Source organism: Streptomyces sp. NPDC056169 (assembly GCF_042268445.1).
Lineage (GTDB): Bacteria > Actinomycetota > Actinomycetes > Streptomycetales > Streptomycetaceae > Streptomyces.
Genome location: NZ_JBHJUO010000007.1, coordinates 82,559 through 98,936, shown reverse-complemented (window position 1 = coordinate 98,936; position 16,378 = coordinate 82,559). Strand labels below are relative to the sequence as shown.

Genomic DNA, 16,378 nt, shown 5'->3' with positions numbered 1-16,378 from the left:
ATGGTCAACATGGCATCTGCATTCGAATACGCCCCGGCACCCGAGTCCCGGTCCGTCGTCGACATCGCCCCCTCCTACGGCCTGTTCATCGACGGCGAGTTCGTCGAGGCGGCCGACGGCAAGGTCTTCAAGACCGTCTCCCCCTCCTCCGAGGAGGTCCTGTCCGAGGTCGCCCAGGCGGGCTCCGAGGACGTCGACCGCGCGGTGAAGGCGGCACGGAAGGCCTTCGAGAAGTGGTCGGCGCTGCCCGGCTCCGAGCGCGCGAAGTACCTCTTCCGGATCGCCCGGATCATCCAGGAGCGCAGCCGCGAGCTGGCCGTCCTGGAGACCCTGGACAACGGCAAGCCGATCAAGGAGACCCGCGACGCGGACCTCCCCCTGGTCGCCGCGCACTTCTTCTACTACGCGGGCTGGGCCGACAAGCTCGACCACGCGGGCTACGGCGCGAACCCGCGCCCGCTGGGCGTGGCCGGCCAGGTCATCCCGTGGAACTTCCCGCTGCTCATGCTGGCGTGGAAGATCGCCCCGGCGCTCGCGACGGGCAACACCGTCGTCCTGAAGCCGGCCGAGACGACCCCGCTCTCCGCCCTGTTCTTCGCGGACATCTGCCGCCAGGCCGGGCTGCCGAAGGGCGTCGTCAACATCCTTCCCGGTTACGGGGACACGGGCGCCGCGCTGGTCGAGCACCCGGACGTCAACAAGGTCGCGTTCACCGGTTCGACGGCGGTCGGCAAGTCGATCGCGCGCTCCATCGCCGGTACGCACAAGAAGGTCACCCTCGAACTGGGCGGCAAGGGCGCCAACATCGTCTTCGACGACGCCCCCATCGACCAGGCCGTCGAGGGCATCGTCACGGGCATCTTCTTCAACCAGGGCCAGGTCTGCTGCGCGGGCTCGCGCCTGCTGGTCCAGGAGTCGATCCAGGACGAGCTGCTCGACAGCCTGAAGCGCCGCCTGTCCACGCTCCGCCTCGGCGACCCGCTGGACAAGAACACCGACATCGGCGCCATCAACTCCTCCGAGCAGCTGGCCCGCATCACCTCCCTCGTGGAGCGGGGCGAGGCGGAGGGCGCCGAGCGCTGGACCGCCCCGTGCGAGCTCCCGTCGGCCGGTTACTGGTTCGCCCCGACGCTCTTCACGGGCGTCACGCAGGCGCACACGGTGGCCCGCGACGAGATCTTCGGCCCGGTCCTGTCGGTGCTGACGTTCCGTACGCCGGACGAGGCCGTGGCGAAGGCCAACAACAGCCAGTACGGCCTGTCCGCCGGCATCTGGACGGAGAAGGGCTCCCGCATCCTGGCGGTCGCGTCCAAGCTCCGCGCCGGTGTCGTCTGGGCCAACACGTTCAACAAGTTCGACCCGACCTCGCCCTTCGGCGGATACAAGGAGTCGGGCTTCGGCCGCGAAGGCGGCCGTCACGGTCTGGAGGCCTACCTCGATGTCTGAGCAGCAGACCCGTCTGAACGTCTTCAAGACCTACAAGCTGTACGTCGGGGGCAAGTTCCCCCGCTCCGAGAGCGGCCGGGTGTACGAGGTGACGGACTCGAAGGGCAAGTGGCTGGCGAACGTGCCGCTCTCCTCCCGCAAGGACGCCCGTGACGCGGTCGTCGCCGCCCGCAAGGCCTTCGGCGGCTGGGCCGGCGCGACCGCGTACAACCGCGGCCAGATCCTCTACCGCGTCGCCGAGATGCTGGAGGGCCGCCGGGAGCAGTTCGTCCGTGAGGTCGCGGACGCGGAGGGCCTGTCGAAGTCGAAGGCGGCCGCGGTCGTCGACGCGGCCATCGACCGCTGGGTCTGGTACGCGGGCTGGACCGACAAGATCGCCCAGGTCGTGGGCGGCGCGAACCCGGTGGCGGGGCCGTACTTCAACCTCTCCTCCCCGGAGCCCACGGGCGTCGTCACCGTCGTCGCCCCCCAGGACTCGTCCTTCCTGGGCCTGGTCTCGGTGATCGCCCCGGTGATCGCCACGGGCAACACGGCCGTGGTGATCGCGTCCGAGAGGTCCCCGCTCCCGGCGCTCTCCCTGGGCGAGGTGCTCGCCACCTCCGACCTCCCGGGCGGCGTGGTCAACATCCTCTCCGGCAAGGCCTCCGAGATGGGCCCGCACCTCGCGGCCCACCAGGACGTCAACGCGATCGACCTGACGGGCGCGACCGAGGGCGACCTGGCCCGCGACCTGGAGATCGCGGCGGCGGACAACCTCAAGCGCGTCCTGCGCCCGCGCGCGGAGGACTTCGCGGAGTCCCCGGGCACGGACCGCATGACCGCCTTCCTGGAGACGAAGACGGTCTGGCACCCCACGGGCTCCCTGGGAGCCTCGGGCTCCTCGTACTAGAGCCACGCGACGACGGCCCCCCAGGTGTACGCACCCGGGGGGCCGTTGCGCGTTCCCGCCGCTTCTCGCGGGTCTTGCCCCACGGGTCCCCCCAAGCGCAAGATCCGGTCATGATGCGGGTATTGATCAAGGGGGACAACGCCTTCGTCCCGACGGTGCCGCTGCGCGTCGCCGTACGGAACGGGGTCGACGTCGCGGCGCTGCTGCTGACCGAGCGGGGCAGGGTCCGGGGGGACGCGGACATCGTGTTCCACGGCGCACCGGTCCATCCGTCGGGCGCGGTACGGCTGACCGACGGCGAGGACGGCACGGTGTGGCTGGAGACCGACTTCACGGCGGTCGAGGAGGAGATCACCCGCGTCCTCGTCGTCGCGTCGACGGAGGACGGCGCGCTGCGGGACGTGGCCGGTCTTTCCGTGGAGGCCTTCGCACCGGACGGCACGGCGGTCGCGCGGTACGAGGTGACCGACGCCGGCGGCGAGACGGCGATGGTCCTCGCGGAGCTGTACCGGCGGGCGGGAGGCTGGAAGTTCCGCGCGGTGGGCCAGGGCTACCTGGACGGCCTCGTCGGCCTGGCGGCGGACCACGGCGTGGACGTGGCGGAGGAGTCCCAGGAGGCCCCGGCCCCGGAGGCCCCGGCCTTCGCGCCGCCCACGACGGTGGCGCCCGTGCCCGTACCTGCGCCCGTACCTGCGCCTGCGCCCGCGCCGGAGCTGTACCCGCCGGACTGGACGTTCGGAGCCGTCTTCGATGCGCGCGTACGAACCGGCCCGGGGAACGACGTGATCACGGAGGAAGACCTCCCGCCGGGTCCGCTCATGGTCGAGCTCTCCGTCAAGAGCGACGGATACACCGGCCTGTGGCCCCTCGACGAGCGCAACAAGGAAGGACGCACCCTCGTCAACAGCACGGAGGAGAACTTCCGGGGCCGCCTGCTCGCCTTCGTCCCCACGAACGGGCGGCTGCGGCTGAAGCTCAGGGCCGACGGCCCCTGGCAGATGCGGATCCTGCCGCTGGCGGCGGCGAAACGCCTGACGGAGGACGCCGTGGAGCGCTGGGGCCCGGACGTCCTGCTCCACACGGGAGGCACGGCCGACGCCGCCTTCCACTACCGCGGCAGCAGCAACTTCATCGTCGACGTCTACGAGCTGGCGGGGCACGACGACCCCACCACCCTCCCCAGGGCCAGGGGGCCGCACGTCAACGAGATCGGCAGGCGCCGGGAGACCCTGCCGCTGCCCGAGGGGCCGCTCCTCATCCATCTGGTGCGGGCGGACGGTCCCTGGCGCGCGCGTCTGAAGCAGCCGAGCGCGGCGACGGCCTGGCTGCGACGCACCAGACGCTGAGCCGCCCGCCCCCGACTACGGGAGCAGCCCCTGCGTCAGCGGACCGGCCACCGGCAGGTCGGCGACCGCCCCGCCCTTCGTCACGTGGTCGGTCACCAGGTTGGTGCCCACCGGCTTGAAGTCGGCGACCTGGGTGCCGAGCCCGTTGGCGAGCGGGTCGACGCCCGTGTTGGCCAGCGGGTCGAGCTGGAGCCGGGTCAGCGGGCCCAGGCCGTGGGTGACGCCGCCCAGCGCGCCCGCGCCGGCCGCGGCGGCGTCCGTCCGGGTCAGCGAGTCGACGGGCAGCGGCACCGGGGCCACCGCCTGGGCCGCCGCGCCCGCGCCGAGTACCGCGGCACCCGCCGCCGTGACGGTGAGCCCGGCCTTGAGCAGGGCGCTGCGGCGGGGGGTCCGGGGTTCTGCGTGACGCGCCATGAGAGTCCTTCCGAGACCGTCAGGAGGTAATCAATCGGGCACCGAGAGTAGTTGAGGTGTGATGCTCGATACCAACGGCCTTCCTCGGGGGTCCACCGCACGGGGGAATGGTTCACACTGGTGTCCCGTGAGTTCCCTACCGATTCCGACCCGCGTCGTCCTGCTCGCCGGCCCTTCCGGCTCGGGCAAGTCGTCCCTCGCCGCCGTCACCGGCCTCCCGGTCCTGCGCCTCGACGACTTCTACAAGGAGCACGACGACCCGACGCTCCCGCTCGTCGACGGCAGTTCGGACATCGACTGGGACTCCCCGCGGTCCTGGGACGCGGACGCCGCCGTCGCCGCCATCGTCGAGCTGTGCCGTACGGGACGGACCGACGTCCCCGTGTACGACATCGCCACCAGCTCCCGGGTGGACCACGAGCGGCTCGACATCGAGCGGACCCCGCTCTTCGTGGCGGAGGGGATCTTCGCGGCCGAGATCGTCACCCGCTGCCGTGAGCTCGACGTCCTCGCCGACGCGCTCTGCCTCCGCGGCCGCCCGTCGACGACCTTCCGCCGCCGGCTGGCCCGGGACCTCAAGGAGGGCCGGAAGTCCGTGCCGTTCCTGCTGCGCCGCGGCTGGCGCCTGATGCGCACCGAGCGGGCGATCGTGGCCCGCCAGACGGAGCTGGGCGCCCACCCCTGCGCCAAGGACGAGGCCCTCGGCCGTCTCGCCGCCGCGGCGGCGGGCCGCCACCGCAGCCCGGCAGCCGGCTGACCAGGGCACACCCCCACCACGCACAGCACGAAGCGCACCGCGCACAGCACGAAGCGGGTCGTACGAGCCCCCCAGCTCGTACGACCCGCTTCGCTTTTTCCCCCGTACCCCGTACCCCCGTACGGTCTCCCCCGCAAGCCCCGTTTCCCCCGTGGGCCCCCGTGGGTCGTTCCCCCCGACCTTCAGGCCACCAGCTCGCCGAAGGACTCCTCCTCGTCACGGCCGAAGCTCAGCACCTCGTCCTCGCGCAGTCGCCGCAGCGAGCGCCAGATGCTCGACTTCACCGTGCCGACACTGATGTCCAGGATCTCCGCGATCTCCGGATCGGTGCGGCCCTCGTAGTAACGCAGCACCAGCATCGTCCGCTGGAGCTCGGGCAGCCGGGCCAGCGCCTGCCACAGCACCGCGCGCAGCTCCGTGCCACGCATCGCGTCCGTCTCGCCCACCGTCTCGGGGAGCTCCTCGGTCGGGTACTCGTTGAGCTTGCGCCGGCGCCACGCGCTGATGTGCAGATTCGTCATCGTCCGGCGGAGGTAACCGCCGACCGCGGCCTTGTCGCTGATCCGGTCCCAGGCGCGGTACGTGGAGAACAGCGCGCTCTGGAGCAGGTCTTCGGCCTCGAAACGGTCACCGGTCAGGTGGTAGGCGGTGGCGTACAGGGAGGCACGACGCTCCTGGACGTAGGCCGTGAACTCGGCCTCCGAACAGGAACGCTCCCCCGTGACCTCCCCGTACGCCGCTCCCCCGTCAGCAATGGCCACCATGTACGGCGCCTTGCGCTGACGCCCGACGCTGCGAACGCACCCCCGCCCGTTCACCGCGCCGGACTTCTCGGTGCTCCGCACGACGTCGTGGAGACGCGTGACAACTGCGCTTGAAGTGGTGCTGTGCAGTGCGTTCATCGTGCGCCCCCCGTCGGCTGGAGTGTGTTTCGGTCCGTGTGCCAAGAAGCTTGCCCATCGGACTTCATGGCGGTGTCCGCCGACTGTCACAGCCGTGTCACAGGGGACGGAACAGAAGCGAGTCCGCGAGCGGTCGTCCTCGGACGGCCGCATGCGACAGAATGACGGCGTGCCTTTTCTGCTGCTGATCGAGGACGACGACGCCATCCGCACGGCCCTCGAACTCTCCCTGTCCCGGCAGGGCCACCGGGTGGCCACCGCCGCGACGGGTGAGGACGGCCTCCAGCTGCTGCGCGAGCAGCGGCCGGACCTGGTCGTGCTCGACGTCATGCTGCCCGGCATCGACGGTTTCGAGGTCTGCCGGCGCATCCGCCGCACCGACCAGTTGCCGATCATCCTGCTGACCGCGCGCAGCGACGACATCGACGTGGTCGTGGGCCTGGAGTCCGGGGCCGACGACTACGTCGTGAAGCCGGTGCAGGGCCGCGTCCTCGACGCCCGCATCCGGGCCGTACTGCGGCGCGGCGAGCGGGAGTCGACGGACTCCGCGACCTACGGCTCGCTCGTCATCGACCGGTCCGCGATGACCGTCACCAAGAACGGCGAGGACCTCCAGCTCACCCCGACCGAGCTGCGGCTGCTCCTGGAGCTGAGCCGGCGGCCCGGCCAGGCGCTGTCGCGCCAGCAGTTGCTGCGGCTCGTGTGGGAGCACGACTACCTGGGCGACTCGCGGCTCGTCGACGCCTGTGTGCAGCGGCTGCGCGCCAAGGTGGAGGACGTGCCGTCCTCGCCGACCCTGATCCGCACCGTCCGCGGCGTCGGCTACCGGCTGGACGTTCCTGCGTGAGCAAGGGGATCTTCGCGCGGCTGCGGCTCTCCAGCCTGCGGCTGCGGCTCGTGGTCGTCTTCGCCCTGGTCGCGCTGACCGCGGCCGTCGCCGCCTCCGGCATCGCGTACTGGCTCAACCGCGAGGCGGTGCTCACCCGTACCCAGGACGGGGCGCTCAACGACTTCCGGCAGGAGATGCAGAACCGGGCGGCGACGCTGCCGCTGCGGCCCACCCAGGACGATCTGCGGCGGACCGCCGAGCAGATGGCGAGCGGCAGCGCCGGCTACCAGGTGCTGCTGCTCGGCGAGCGGGACGCGGGCAAGCCGATCGTCGGCGCCTCCGACCCGGACGACTTCACGCTCGCCGACGTGCCGCGCCCGCTGCGGGACGCCGTGGACACCAAGCGGCCGGTGACGGAGGCCAACCCGTATCCGTACCACCTGTTCTGGCAGCGTACGGAGCGGGACGGGACGCCGTTCCTGGTCGGCGGGACGCGGATCGACGGCGGCGGGCCCGCCGGGTACATGTTCAAGTCGCTGGCGGCCGAGAAGGCCGATCTGAACTCGCTCGCCTGGTCGTTGGGGATCGCGACCGCGCTCGCCGTGGCCGGGTCCGTGCTGCTCGCGCAGGTCGCGGCGACGACCGTGCTGCGCCCGGTGCACCGGCTCGGCGAGGCGGCGAAGCAGCTCGGCGAGGGGAAGCTCGACACCCGGCTGCGGGTCACCGGCGCGGACGAACTGGCCGATCTGACCCGGACGTTCAACAGCGCGGCGGAGTCGCTGCAGAAGAAGGTCGCGGACATGAGCGCGCGGGAGGAGTCCAGCCGGCGCTTCGTGGCCGACATGTCGCACGAGCTGCGGACCCCGCTGACCGCGCTGACCGCCGTCACCGAGGTCCTGGAGGACGAGCAGGACTCGCTCGACCCGATGATCGCCCCGGCGGTGGCGCTGGTCGTGAGCGAGACCCATCGCCTCAACAACCTGGTGGAGAACCTGATGGAGGTGACCCGCTTCGACGCGGGCACCGCCCGGCTCGTCCTCGACGAGGTGGACATCGCCGACCAGATCACCGCGTGCATCGACGCGCGGGCCTGGCTCGACGCGGTCGACCTCGACGCCGAGCGCGGGATCGTGGCGCCGCTCGACCCGCGCCGCCTCGACGTGATCCTGGCGAACCTCATCGGGAACGCGCTGAAGCACGGCGGTTCGCCGGTCCGGGTCTCGGTCCGCACGGAGGACGACGAGCTGGTCATCGCGGTACGCGACCACGGCCCCGGCATCCCCGAGGAAGTGCTGCCGCACGTCTTCGACCGCTTCTACAAGGCGAGCGCGTCCCGGCCGCGGTCGGACGGCAGCGGGCTCGGCCTGTCGATCGCCATGGAGAACGCGCTGATCCACGGCGGTTCGATCACGGCCGCGAACTCGGTCGGCGAGGACGGGACGGTGGACGGCGCGGTGTTCGTGCTGCGGCTGCCCCTGGACGCGTCGGGCATCACGCGCGAGGTGCAGACCCGCAGCAGCCAGGGCGAGGTGGAGGAAGCGTGAGGCGCCGCACCTTCGGCCGCACGGCCGGTGGCCGGACACTGCGTACGGGCGCGCTGATGGCGGTCGCGCTCACCGCGCTCGTCACCGGCTGCGGCATCAGGACCACGTCCGTCCCCGTGGACGCGGGCGCGGCCCCGTCCCGGGTGCCGTGCAGCGTGACCGGGGAGAGCTCCTCGGCGACGGCCGCGCAGGGGGTGCCCGTCCGGGTGTTCCTGGTGTGCGGCTCGCAGCTGGAGGCCGTGGACCGCAGGACGCCGCTGCCGGAGGAGAAGGCGGGCGGCAATCCGGTGGCGACGGCCACGGGGCTGCTCGCGCAGCTCCTCGCCGAGCCCTCCGACGACGAGCGCCGGGCCGGTTTCACGACCGCGGTGCGCGGTCCGCTCGTGGTCGGCGCCGGGCACAAGGGCGACCCGGCGGGCACGCTGCGGCTGAGCCGGCAGCCGGAGGACCTGACGCCGGTCGCGCTCTCGCAGATCGTCTGCACCTTCTCGGCGAGCTCGGCGGGCGCGGGCGACCACACGGTCCTCCTCGGCGGCCCCGGCCCGTACGCGCCGAAGCGCTACCGGTGCACGACCGAGCTGAAGGAACGCCCGGAGTCCACCCCGCCGACGACCGCGCCTCGCGCGGGGGCGACGGTCACAGCGCCCGGGACGCCGCCCGCGGGCTGAGCCCACCCGGGTGACTCCGAGGCCGCGACCTGCCCGGCGGAACCGATTCCGCCGCGGTGGGCGTCTTGGGGGGCGTGCAGCGTCAAGGTTCGGGCGGCAGTGCCGCCGTGGTCGTCCGCGTGGTGGGGTTCGCTCTCCTCCTCGCGCATCTGCTGCTCGTCGCCTGGGTCAGCCTGCGGCCACGGGACGTGGCCTGGGTGACCGCGCCGAACACGATCCCGCTGGCCGGCCTCAGGGCCGATCTGGCCCTCGGCGGCGCCGAGGCGGCCCGTCTGATCGCCGAGGGGCTGCTGCTCCTGGCCCCGCTCGGGGTGCTGCTCCCGATGGCCGACGGGCGGCTCGACGTCTCCCGCTGGGCCTCCCTGGCCCGGACGACCGCCGCCGGCGCGCTGGTGTCGCTGGCCGTGGAGCTGCTGCAGACCGCCGTGCCGGGCCAGGTCGTGGACGTGGACTCCGTACTCCTGAACACGGCCGGGGTGGCGCTCGCCCATGTCCTCCTCGTGCCGCTCGGCCGGGCGCGGCTGCGCCGCAGGTCGGAGGCGGCCCTGGCGGAGTCCTCCGCGGGGACCGGGGCGAGTCAGGGTTCCCCCCTCCTGCGGAACGAGACGCCTCAGGGTCAGACCCCGACGATTCCCAGGGTCCCGATCGCCCGGTAGACCGACGCCTCGACCCCCCTCCCGGCAGCAGTATGGAGTCATCGGGAGCCCGACGGAGCGGCTCCCGGAAACGACTCCGAAGGAGCCCACCATGGCCGCTCTCTCCCGCCCCCGGAACGGACGGATGATCGGTGGAGTGTGCGCGGCGCTGGCCCGGCGCTTCGGCATCTCCGCGGCGACGATGCGCCTGATCTTCCTGGCCTCGTGCCTGCTGCCCGGCCCGCAGTTCCTGCTCTACCTGGCGCTGTGGGTGTTCCTGCCGGCGGAGAAGAGCGCGACCACGGCCTGGTAGTCCTCCGGACACCGGTGACAGGCCGCACGCACGCCGAAGGGGCGCGTACCCGGGATTCCGGGTGCGCGCCCCTTCGGCGTGTACGGCTGGGGTCAGCCGAGGGCGCCGCCCACCGGCAGGCCGCCGAGCAGGCCCACGACCGGGCCGAGCGGGGTGGCGCCGAGGCCGCCGGCCGCAGCGTCGAGCGGAAGGTTCTTGGTGACCTGGGTGGCCTGGCCGGCGGCGACCGGGAGGGTCTTCACGCCCTGGTCGACACCCTGGCCGAGGGCGCCCTGGCCGGCACCGAGGGATTCGGCGGCGCCGTCAGGGAGCGTGGTGAGGCCGTCCCCCAGCGGGACGGCCTGGGTCACCGTGCCCAGCGCGTCGGCGCCGACGGGCAGGGACGGTGCTGCGGAGGCCGTGCCGGCGGCGGCGGCGAAAGCGGCACCGAGGGCGGCGACACCGAGCTTCTTGGCGGCAGACTGCTTCATCTGAACATCTTCCTTGGGGAATCCGGGGGCTTCGAGGAAAGCCGGGAGGGGAAATCCTGGGAATGCAGAGCGGCTCTGCAACCTAACCAGTGGAAGACTCCTCCGCAAACACCGGAAAGCGACCGGGTGTCGCGTCGACCCGGTCGCTCCGAACCCTTGTACGGGGGTACTTCTCAGCCGCCCGAACGTGAACCTTCGCTGGTCGCGGCGGTCTGCTGGAACAGCCATTCGGACTTGAGCTCGGCATATCCGGGCTTGATCACATCGTTGATCATGGCCAGGCGTTCATCGAAAGGAATGAACGCTGATTTCATCGCATTGACGGTGAACCACTGCATGTCGTCGAGCGTGTATCCGAATGCCTCGGTCAGCAGCTCGAATTCCCGGCTCATGCTCGTACCGCTCATCAACCGGTTGTCGGTGTTGACCGTGGCGCGGAAGTGCAGCTTGCGGAGCAGGCCGATCGGGTGCGCGGCGTACGAGTCGGCGGCGCCGGTCTGGAGGTTGGACGTGGGGCACATCTCCAGGGGGATCCGCTTGTCGCGCACATAGGCGGCGAGCCGGCCGAGGTGGACCGAGCCGTCCTCGGCGACCTCGATGTCGTCGATGATCCGGACGCCGTGCCCGAGCCGGTCGGCGCCGCACCATTGGAGCGCCTGCCAGATGGAGGGCAGTCCGAAGGCCTCGCCGGCGTGGATCGTGAAGTGGTTGTTCTCCCGCTTGAGGTACTCGAAGGCGTCGAGGTGGCGGGTGGGCGGGTAGCCGGCCTCGGCGCCCGCGATGTCGAAGCCGACGACGCCGGTGTCGCGGTAGCGGTTGGCGAGTTCGGCGATCTCCAGGGCGCGGGCCGCGTGCCGCATGGCGGTGAGCAGGGCGCCGACCCGGATGCGGTGGCCGTTGGCCCTGGCCGTGCGCTCGCCCTCCCGGAAGCCCTCGTTGACGGCCTCCACGACCTCTTCGAGGGTGAGACCGCCCTCCAGGTGCTGCTCGGGGGCGTAGCGCACCTCCGCGTACACGACCCCGTCCTCGGCGAGGTCGACCGCGCACTCGGCGGCGACGCGGACCAGGGCGTCACGGGTCTGCATGACGGCGCAGGTGTGCGCGAAGGTCTCCAGGTACCGCTCCAGGGAGCCGGAGTCGGCGGCCTCGCGGAACCAGATGCCGAGCTTGTCGGGCTCGGTCTCGGGGAGCTGTTCGTAGCCTTGCTCGCGGGCGAGTTCGATGACCGTGCCGGGGCGCAGGCCGCCGTCGAGGTGGTCGTGGAGCAGCACCTTCGGGGCACGGCGGATCTGGTCCGCGGTGGGGACGTTGGGGGTCTGGCTCGTCATTGCCGCACTCTAGCCCCTACGCGCGTAGAGCGCGCCTCGTGGCGCCGTATCCGGGCCCGGATTTCTCGCGTGCGGAGCGGCGGCGGCCCCGCCTAGGCTGCCCGCATGACTTCCCTGGCTGCCGAATCCGAACTGCCGCGCGTCCACGGCTTCCTGTCCGACTTCCGGCGCCGGCAGGCGGCCCGTACGGTCGACTTCCCCGGCGGCTTCGCGGTCTTCGACGACGCGTACGCGCTGTCCCGGGGGAACAACCACCTGCTCGTCGACGGGCGGACCGACCCCGAGGCGCTGGCGGGGCTCGCGGACGAGATCCAGGGCTCGCTCCCGTACCGCCATGTGTACGTCCTCGACGAGGAGGTCGCCGCGGACTGCCGGGAGCCGCTGGAGCGGGCCGGCTACCGGCACTCGACCTCCCTCCTCATGTGCCACCGGGGCCCGGTGCCCGCCCACGGCGGGGCGCGGGAGGTGGGCCTGGACGAGCTGTGGGAGCCCGCCGTCGCGTCCTGGAGCCGCTTCGCGCCGGACGCGCCGCCGGAGTACGTCCGCGACATGGTGGGACGGCGGGCGGCCCGGCGGCGGGGCGCCGAGGTCGTACGGTTCCTCGCCTCGTACTCCGCCGACGGCGAGGTGGCGGCCTGGGCCGACCTCTACATGGACCCGGCGGCCGGGATCGCCCAGATCGAGGACCTGGTCACGGCCGAGGCCCACCTCGGCCGGGGCCACGCCGGCGCCGTCCTGGACACGGCCCTCCACCTGGCCGCCGACGCCGGCTGCACCACCCGCTTCCTCACCGCCCGCCCCACGGACTGGCCCCACCGCTGGTACGGCCGCAAGGGCTTCGCCGCCGCCGGAAGCGCGTCCCGCTTCGAACGGGCTTAGCAGCGGCGGGCGTTCGCTCCCCTGGCGATACGTAACAGTGACCGCGTGTACGGGTGGCGTACACCTCGGCTTCTGAGACTGTTCCACCATGGCGCACTACGCACTCGTGGGGCCGTCCGAGACCCGGAGACCCCGGCTCGGTCGTCCCGTTGGAGGTTCCCGGTCGGCGGCGGTGGGCGGCGTGGTGCTGCTTCTGCCGGACGGCGAGCCGATGTCGGGACGGCGCGCTTCGGCGTGGGCGCACCTGGGGGTGCTGCCGCTCGGGCGGTCGCTCGTCAGGGCCGGGCGGGCGGAGGGGCTCGTCGGGCACGTGGTGCGCTATCGGGGGCGCGGCTGGAACGGGACGGACGCGGAGCTCGCGGCGGACGCGTCCTGGGCGGTCGCGGAGGCGGTGCGCCGGTACGGCGACGTCCCCGTCTGCCTCGTCGGCCACGGGATGGGGGCGCGGGCGGCGCTGCGGGCCGCCGGGCACGACGCGGTCGGCGCGGTCCTCGCGCTGGCGCCGTGGCTGCCGGAGGACGACGTGGCGGCGGAGCCGGAGCCGGTGCGGCAGCTGGTGGGGCGCCGGGTGCTGATCGTGCACGGGACGAACGACGCCCGTACGGACCCGGAGTTGTCGTTCCGGTTCGCGGCGCGCGCGAAGAAGGCCAACCGCGACACCTGCCGCTTCGAGGTCCACTCGGACGGCCACGCGCTGCGCCAGTACGCGGCCGAGGTGCAGGCCCTCGCCGCGGACTTCGCCCTCGGCGCGCTCTTCGCCCGGCCGGTGGCCCGGCCCGTGACGGACGCGCTGGCGGCTCCCCCGCCGCTGGGCCTGCGGATGCCGCTCGCGGCGGGGTTCGGGGGGTCGTACCGGCGGGGCTGAGCCGCGGCAGCCTGGTGGGTCAGAGCCGTACATGCGTCACGGCCCGTGCGTCACGACAGCAGGTGGCCCCGCCTGCTCAGGAGGAACTTCTTGAAGGCGGCCACCGGGGCCGTGTCCGGGTGGCCGTCGAGCCAGGCGACGCCGATCTCGCGGACCGCGCGCGGCGCGGTGACGGTGAGTTCGACGACGCCGGGGCGCGGGACGGCGGGCGGGGGCAGCAGGGCGACGCCGAGGCCCGCGGCGACCAGGCCGCGCAGGGTCTCGGTCTCCTCGCCCTCGAAGGCGACGCGGGGCTTGAAGCCGGCCTCGGCGCACAGGTCGTCGGTGATGCGGCGGAGCCCGTATCCCGGTTCCAGGGTCACGAAGGTCTCGTCGGCGGCCTCGGCGAGGCGGACGCGGCGGCGGCCCGCGAGCCGGTGGTCGTCGGGGACGACGAGCCGCAGCCGCTGCTCGTCGAGGCGCCGGGCCACCAGGTCGGGGGCGTCCGGCACCGGTGAGGTCAGGCAGAGGTCGAGGTCGCCCGCCCTGAGCCGCTCGATCATGGCCTCGCCGTAGTTCTGGACGAGGGAGAAGCGGACGCGCGGGTGGTCGACGCGGAAGGCGCGGATGAGGCCGGGGACGGTCTCGGAGCCCATGGTGTGGAGGAAGCCGAAGGCGACGCGGCCCGCGGCGGGGTCGGCGTCGGCCCGTACGGTGTCGGCGGCCCGCTCGACCTCGGCGAGCGCCTTCTCGGCGGCGGTGAGGAAGCGGCGGCCGGCCGGGGTGAGGGAGACCGTGCGGCCGCGGCGGGCGAAGAGGGCGACCCCGAGGTCCTGTTCGAGCCGGACCATGGCCCGGGAGAGCGTGGACTGCGGCACGCCCATCTCGGCCGCGGCCCGGGTCACGTGCTCGTGCCGGGCGACGGCGGCGAAGTACGCGAGCCGCGGGGCGAGCAGCAGTCCCATGTCTTCTTCGTTACTGTTCGGTGACAGCCGAGGCTGTGACCTGTACTCATGCGCCATGGGAACGATTACAGCAGTTCCGTGCATTGGACGCATGAAACGGACCGTCCTACGTTCGTGACATGCCTCCCGCCAGTACCAAGGCGGCCGCCACCCACGCGCCCGCCGACACCCGCCTTTCCCCCGGAGCCCCCGGCTACCGCCGCACGAGCCTCGCGCTCTTCGCCGCCGGACTGGCGACCTTCGCCCTCCTCTACTCCACACAGGCCCTCCTCCCGGCCATCTCGGCCGAGTTCGGCGCCACCGCGTCGGCCGCCTCCTGGACGGTCTCCGCCGCGACCGGCGCCCTCGCCCTGTGTGTCCTGCCGCTCAGCGCCGTCTCGGAGCGCTTCGGGCGGCGCGCGATGATGACCGCCTCCCTGACGGTCGCGGTCGCCGTCGCGCTCCTGGTGCCGCTCGCCCCGAACCTGGAGTCCCTGATCGCCCTCCGCGCCCTCCAGGGCGCCGCGCTCGCCGGGCTCCCGGCCTCCGCGATGGCGTACCTCGCCGAGGAGGTCCGCCCCAAGGCGCTGATCGCCGCGATCGGCCTCTTCGTCGCGGGCAACTCGATCGGCGGCATGAGCGGCCGCCTCGTGACCGGCTGGGTCGCCCAGATGTGGGGCTGGCGCGCGGGTCTGGCCGCCGTCGGCCTGACCTCGCTGCTCTGCGCGATCGCCTTCCGGGCGCTGCTCCCGAGGGCGCGGCACTTCACGCCGGGCCCGCTGAACCCCAAGGCGCTCGTGAGCGCCGTGCGGACGCACCTGTCCGATCCGCTGCTCGTCCGGCTGTACGTGATCGGCGCGCTGTTCATGACGGTCTTCGGCGCGGTGTACACCGTGATCGGCTACCGCCTCGTCGAGGCGCCGTTCTCGCTCCCGCAGGGCGTGATCGGCTCGATCTTCCTGGTCTACCTGGTCGGTACGGTCGCCTCGGCCGCCGCAGGGAAGCTCGTCGGGCGGCTCGGCCGGCGCGGGGCGCTCTACCTGGCGGTCTCCACGACCGCCGCGGGTCTGCTGCTGTCGCTCTCCGACTCGCTCGCCGCGGTCCTGGCGGGTCTGGTCCTCATCACGGCCGGCTTCTTCGCGGGCCACGCGGTCGCCTCCTCCTCGGTGAGCCGTACGGCGAAGACGGCCCGCGCGCAGGCCTCGGCGCTGTACCAGTCCGCGTACTACCTCGGCAGCAGCGCGGGCGGCACGCTCGGTGCGATCGCCTTCCACGCGGGCGGCTGGGCCGGCACGGTCCTGATCGGTCTCGTCGCGGTCCTCGGCGTCGTCTCCGTGACCCTGTACGGGAGCCACAGCGCCCGGGTCGCGGCGCGCCGGCCGCAACTCGCCGCCGCCTGCAACTGACTCGCTCCCCCGGGCGTCCTAAGCAGCAGGACCCAAGGGGGAGTTGGCGATCATGAAACAAATCGCGAGGCGGATAGGCAAGAGAGCGGGAGTCGCGACCGGTCTCACGGCACTGGTGGTGCCGATGACGATCGCGCTCGGTACGGCCCCGGCGCAGGCGGCGTCCTGCAACGTGACGACGGGGCCGTACCAGAAGCAGGTGGAGAAGTTCCTCGGGCGGACGGTCGACGGGCGCCAGTCGCTCGCCGACTGCAAGGCCATCCAGGCGTTCCAGGGGAAGCACGGCATCACGCCGACGGCGGGGTACGCGGGGACGATCACCTGGCGCACGATGAACACGATGCTCCAGCAGAAGGCGGCCGGGACCAACCCCAACAAGGACCGCAAGTGTCCGACGAACCGGGGCCGGATCGCCTGCGTCGACCTGACGCGGCAGCTGACCTGGATCCAGGACGGCTCGCGCCTCAAGTACGGTCCCGTGCCGGTGCGTACGGGCAAGGACGGCACCGAGACGCGCACCGGTTCGAAGAAGATCTACTGGCGGAACATCAACCACTGGTCGACGCTCTACCACGTCTCCATGCCGTACTCGCAGTTCTTCGACGGCGGCCAGGCGTTCCACTCGACGACCAAGTCCATGTGGAACCCGCCGGGTTCGGGCGGCTGCGTCAACATGCGCTCCGCCGACGCCAAGGCGTACTGGAACCTGCTCAGGAACGGCGACGACGTCTTCGTCTACGGGCGCAAGCCGGGAACCTGACCCC

18 protein-coding genes are annotated in these 16,378 nt (G+C 72.5%); 13 read left to right on the top strand and 5 right to left on the bottom strand.

Annotation, left to right across the window (positions count from 1 at the left end):
- The first annotated feature begins 9 nt into the window (after positions 1 to 9).
- The 3 genes from ACFC0G_RS13120 to ACFC0G_RS13110 all read left to right on the top strand — a co-directional run bounded on the left by ACFC0G_RS13120 (position 10) and on the right by ACFC0G_RS13110 (position 3,681).
- Positions 10 to 1,446, top strand: a complete 1,437-nt coding sequence (locus ACFC0G_RS13120) for an aldehyde dehydrogenase family protein (RefSeq protein ID WP_376401762.1) — start codon at positions 10 to 12, stop codon at positions 1,444 to 1,446.
- Positions 1,439 to 2,335 carry an aldehyde dehydrogenase family protein gene (locus ACFC0G_RS13115; RefSeq protein WP_376401759.1) on the top strand — a complete coding sequence of 299 codons (897 nt, stop codon included), beginning with the start codon at positions 1,439 to 1,441 and terminating at the stop codon, positions 2,333 to 2,335. Before ACFC0G_RS13120 ends, ACFC0G_RS13115 begins: the two co-directional genes overlap by 8 nt.
- A gap of 110 nt (positions 2,336 to 2,445) precedes the next feature.
- The gene (locus ACFC0G_RS13110) at positions 2,446 to 3,681 is read left to right on the top strand and encodes a TerD family protein (RefSeq protein ID WP_376401756.1); all 1,236 of its coding nucleotides are present in this window, start codon (positions 2,446 to 2,448) and stop codon (positions 3,679 to 3,681) included.
- 15 nt (positions 3,682 to 3,696) lie between these two features.
- On the opposite strand, the gene ACFC0G_RS13105 is transcribed toward ACFC0G_RS13110, so the two are convergent.
- Positions 3,697 to 4,095, bottom strand: a complete 399-nt coding sequence (locus tag ACFC0G_RS13105) for a hypothetical protein (RefSeq protein WP_376401753.1) — start codon at positions 4,093 to 4,095, stop codon at positions 3,697 to 3,699.
- 61 nt (positions 4,096 to 4,156) lie between these two features.
- Between ACFC0G_RS13105 and ACFC0G_RS13100 the strand changes: the two genes are divergently transcribed.
- Positions 4,157 to 4,852: a uridine kinase gene (locus tag ACFC0G_RS13100; protein ID WP_376401750.1), complete on the top strand. Its 696-nt coding sequence runs from the start codon at positions 4,157 to 4,159 to the stop codon at positions 4,850 to 4,852.
- A 182-nt stretch (positions 4,853 to 5,034) separates the two neighbouring features.
- On the opposite strand, the gene ACFC0G_RS13095 is transcribed toward ACFC0G_RS13100, so the two are convergent.
- On the bottom strand, positions 5,035 to 5,754 hold the full coding sequence (locus ACFC0G_RS13095) for a SigE family RNA polymerase sigma factor (protein WP_024755347.1): 720 nt from the start codon (positions 5,752 to 5,754) through the stop codon (positions 5,035 to 5,037).
- Positions 5,755 to 5,923: 169 nt separating this feature from the next.
- Between ACFC0G_RS13095 and afsQ1 the strand changes: the two genes are divergently transcribed.
- From afsQ1 to ACFC0G_RS13070, 5 genes are all read left to right on the top strand, one after another.
- Entirely contained in the window at positions 5,924 to 6,601 is a 678-nt protein-coding gene (afsQ1, locus tag ACFC0G_RS13090) for a two-component system response regulator AfsQ1 (RefSeq protein WP_017239746.1), read from the top strand.
- Positions 6,598 to 8,127: an ATP-binding protein gene (locus ACFC0G_RS13085; RefSeq protein ID WP_376401746.1), complete on the top strand. Its 1,530-nt coding sequence runs from the start codon at positions 6,598 to 6,600 to the stop codon at positions 8,125 to 8,127. Before afsQ1 ends, ACFC0G_RS13085 begins: the two co-directional genes overlap by 4 nt.
- On the top strand, positions 8,124 to 8,795 hold the full coding sequence (locus tag ACFC0G_RS13080) for a hypothetical protein (protein WP_376401743.1): 672 nt from the start codon (positions 8,124 to 8,126) through the stop codon (positions 8,793 to 8,795). Before ACFC0G_RS13085 ends, ACFC0G_RS13080 begins: the two co-directional genes overlap by 4 nt.
- Positions 8,796 to 8,869: 74 nt before the next feature.
- Entirely contained in the window at positions 8,870 to 9,451 is a 582-nt protein-coding gene (locus ACFC0G_RS13075; RefSeq protein WP_376401740.1) for a VanZ family protein, read from the top strand.
- Positions 9,452 to 9,542: 91 nt separating this feature from the next.
- The gene (locus ACFC0G_RS13070; protein WP_376401737.1) at positions 9,543 to 9,743 is read left to right on the top strand and encodes a PspC domain-containing protein; all 201 of its coding nucleotides are present in this window, start codon (positions 9,543 to 9,545) and stop codon (positions 9,741 to 9,743) included.
- A 92-nt stretch (positions 9,744 to 9,835) separates the two neighbouring features.
- Here the strand turns inward: ACFC0G_RS13070 and ACFC0G_RS13065 are convergent, their stop codons facing one another.
- Both ACFC0G_RS13065 and ACFC0G_RS13060 read right to left on the bottom strand, forming a co-directional pair.
- Positions 9,836 to 10,213, bottom strand: a complete 378-nt coding sequence (locus tag ACFC0G_RS13065) for a hypothetical protein (RefSeq protein WP_376401734.1) — start codon at positions 10,211 to 10,213, stop codon at positions 9,836 to 9,838.
- 173 nt (positions 10,214 to 10,386) lie between these two features.
- Positions 10,387 to 11,541 (bottom strand): adenosine deaminase, encoded by a 1,155-nt coding sequence (locus ACFC0G_RS13060; RefSeq protein WP_376401730.1) that lies wholly within the window; start codon positions 11,539 to 11,541, stop codon positions 10,387 to 10,389.
- A gap of 105 nt (positions 11,542 to 11,646) precedes the next feature.
- Here ACFC0G_RS13060 and ACFC0G_RS13055 point away from each other — a divergent pair, with 105 nt between their 5' ends.
- Together ACFC0G_RS13055 and ACFC0G_RS13050 are read left to right on the top strand one after the other, a co-directional pair.
- The gene (locus ACFC0G_RS13055) at positions 11,647 to 12,420 is read left to right on the top strand and encodes a GNAT family N-acetyltransferase (RefSeq protein WP_376401727.1); all 774 of its coding nucleotides are present in this window, start codon (positions 11,647 to 11,649) and stop codon (positions 12,418 to 12,420) included.
- A gap of 88 nt (positions 12,421 to 12,508) precedes the next feature.
- Positions 12,509 to 13,285 (top strand): alpha/beta hydrolase, encoded by a 777-nt coding sequence (locus ACFC0G_RS13050; protein WP_376401724.1) that lies wholly within the window; start codon positions 12,509 to 12,511, stop codon positions 13,283 to 13,285.
- Positions 13,286 to 13,335: 50 nt separating this feature from the next.
- Here ACFC0G_RS13050 and ACFC0G_RS13045 read toward each other — a convergent pair whose 3' ends face one another.
- Entirely contained in the window at positions 13,336 to 14,286 is a 951-nt protein-coding gene (locus tag ACFC0G_RS13045) for a LysR family transcriptional regulator (RefSeq protein ID WP_376401721.1), read from the bottom strand.
- A gap of 62 nt (positions 14,287 to 14,348) precedes the next feature.
- Between ACFC0G_RS13045 and ACFC0G_RS13040 the strand changes: the two genes are divergently transcribed.
- Together ACFC0G_RS13040 and ACFC0G_RS13035 are read left to right on the top strand one after the other, a co-directional pair.
- Positions 14,349 to 15,614: an MFS transporter gene (locus tag ACFC0G_RS13040; RefSeq protein ID WP_376401718.1), complete on the top strand. Its 1,266-nt coding sequence runs from the start codon at positions 14,349 to 14,351 to the stop codon at positions 15,612 to 15,614.
- A gap of 52 nt (positions 15,615 to 15,666) precedes the next feature.
- Complete coding sequence (locus ACFC0G_RS13035; protein ID WP_376401715.1) at positions 15,667 to 16,374, top strand: L,D-transpeptidase; 708 nt, start codon at positions 15,667 to 15,669, stop codon at positions 16,372 to 16,374.
- The last annotated feature ends 4 nt before the right edge of the window (positions 16,375 to 16,378 follow it).

Excerpts from the sequence above, each read along its gene's own strand:
- ACFC0G_RS13120 (WP_376401762.1), top strand. The coding sequence starts at position 10 with ATGGCATCTGCATTCGAATACGCCCCGGCACCCGAGTCCCGGTCCGTC.
- ACFC0G_RS13115 (WP_376401759.1), top strand. The coding sequence starts at position 1,439 with ATGTCTGAGCAGCAGACCCGTCTGAACGTCTTCAAGACCTACAAGCTG.
- ACFC0G_RS13110 (WP_376401756.1), top strand. The coding sequence starts at position 2,446 with ATGATGCGGGTATTGATCAAGGGGGACAACGCCTTCGTCCCGACGGTG.
- ACFC0G_RS13105 (WP_376401753.1), bottom strand. The coding sequence starts at position 4,095 with ATGGCGCGTCACGCAGAACCCCGGACCCCCCGCCGCAGCGCCCTGCTC.
- ACFC0G_RS13100 (WP_376401750.1), top strand. The coding sequence starts at position 4,157 with ATGCTCGATACCAACGGCCTTCCTCGGGGGTCCACCGCACGGGGGAAT.
- ACFC0G_RS13095 (WP_024755347.1), bottom strand. The coding sequence starts at position 5,754 with ATGAACGCACTGCACAGCACCACTTCAAGCGCAGTTGTCACGCGTCTC.
- ACFC0G_RS13070 (WP_376401737.1), top strand. The coding sequence starts at position 9,543 with ATGGCCGCTCTCTCCCGCCCCCGGAACGGACGGATGATCGGTGGAGTG.
- ACFC0G_RS13065 (WP_376401734.1), bottom strand. The coding sequence starts at position 10,213 with ATGAAGCAGTCTGCCGCCAAGAAGCTCGGTGTCGCCGCCCTCGGTGCC.
- ACFC0G_RS13060 (WP_376401730.1), bottom strand. The coding sequence starts at position 11,541 with ATGACGAGCCAGACCCCCAACGTCCCCACCGCGGACCAGATCCGCCGT.
- ACFC0G_RS13055 (WP_376401727.1), top strand. The coding sequence starts at position 11,647 with ATGACTTCCCTGGCTGCCGAATCCGAACTGCCGCGCGTCCACGGCTTC.
- ACFC0G_RS13050 (WP_376401724.1), top strand. The coding sequence starts at position 12,509 with ATGGCGCACTACGCACTCGTGGGGCCGTCCGAGACCCGGAGACCCCGG.
- ACFC0G_RS13045 (WP_376401721.1), bottom strand. The coding sequence starts at position 14,286 with ATGGCGCATGAGTACAGGTCACAGCCTCGGCTGTCACCGAACAGTAAC.
- ACFC0G_RS13040 (WP_376401718.1), top strand. The coding sequence starts at position 14,349 with ATGCCTCCCGCCAGTACCAAGGCGGCCGCCACCCACGCGCCCGCCGAC.
- ACFC0G_RS13035 (WP_376401715.1), top strand. The coding sequence starts at position 15,667 with ATGAAACAAATCGCGAGGCGGATAGGCAAGAGAGCGGGAGTCGCGACC.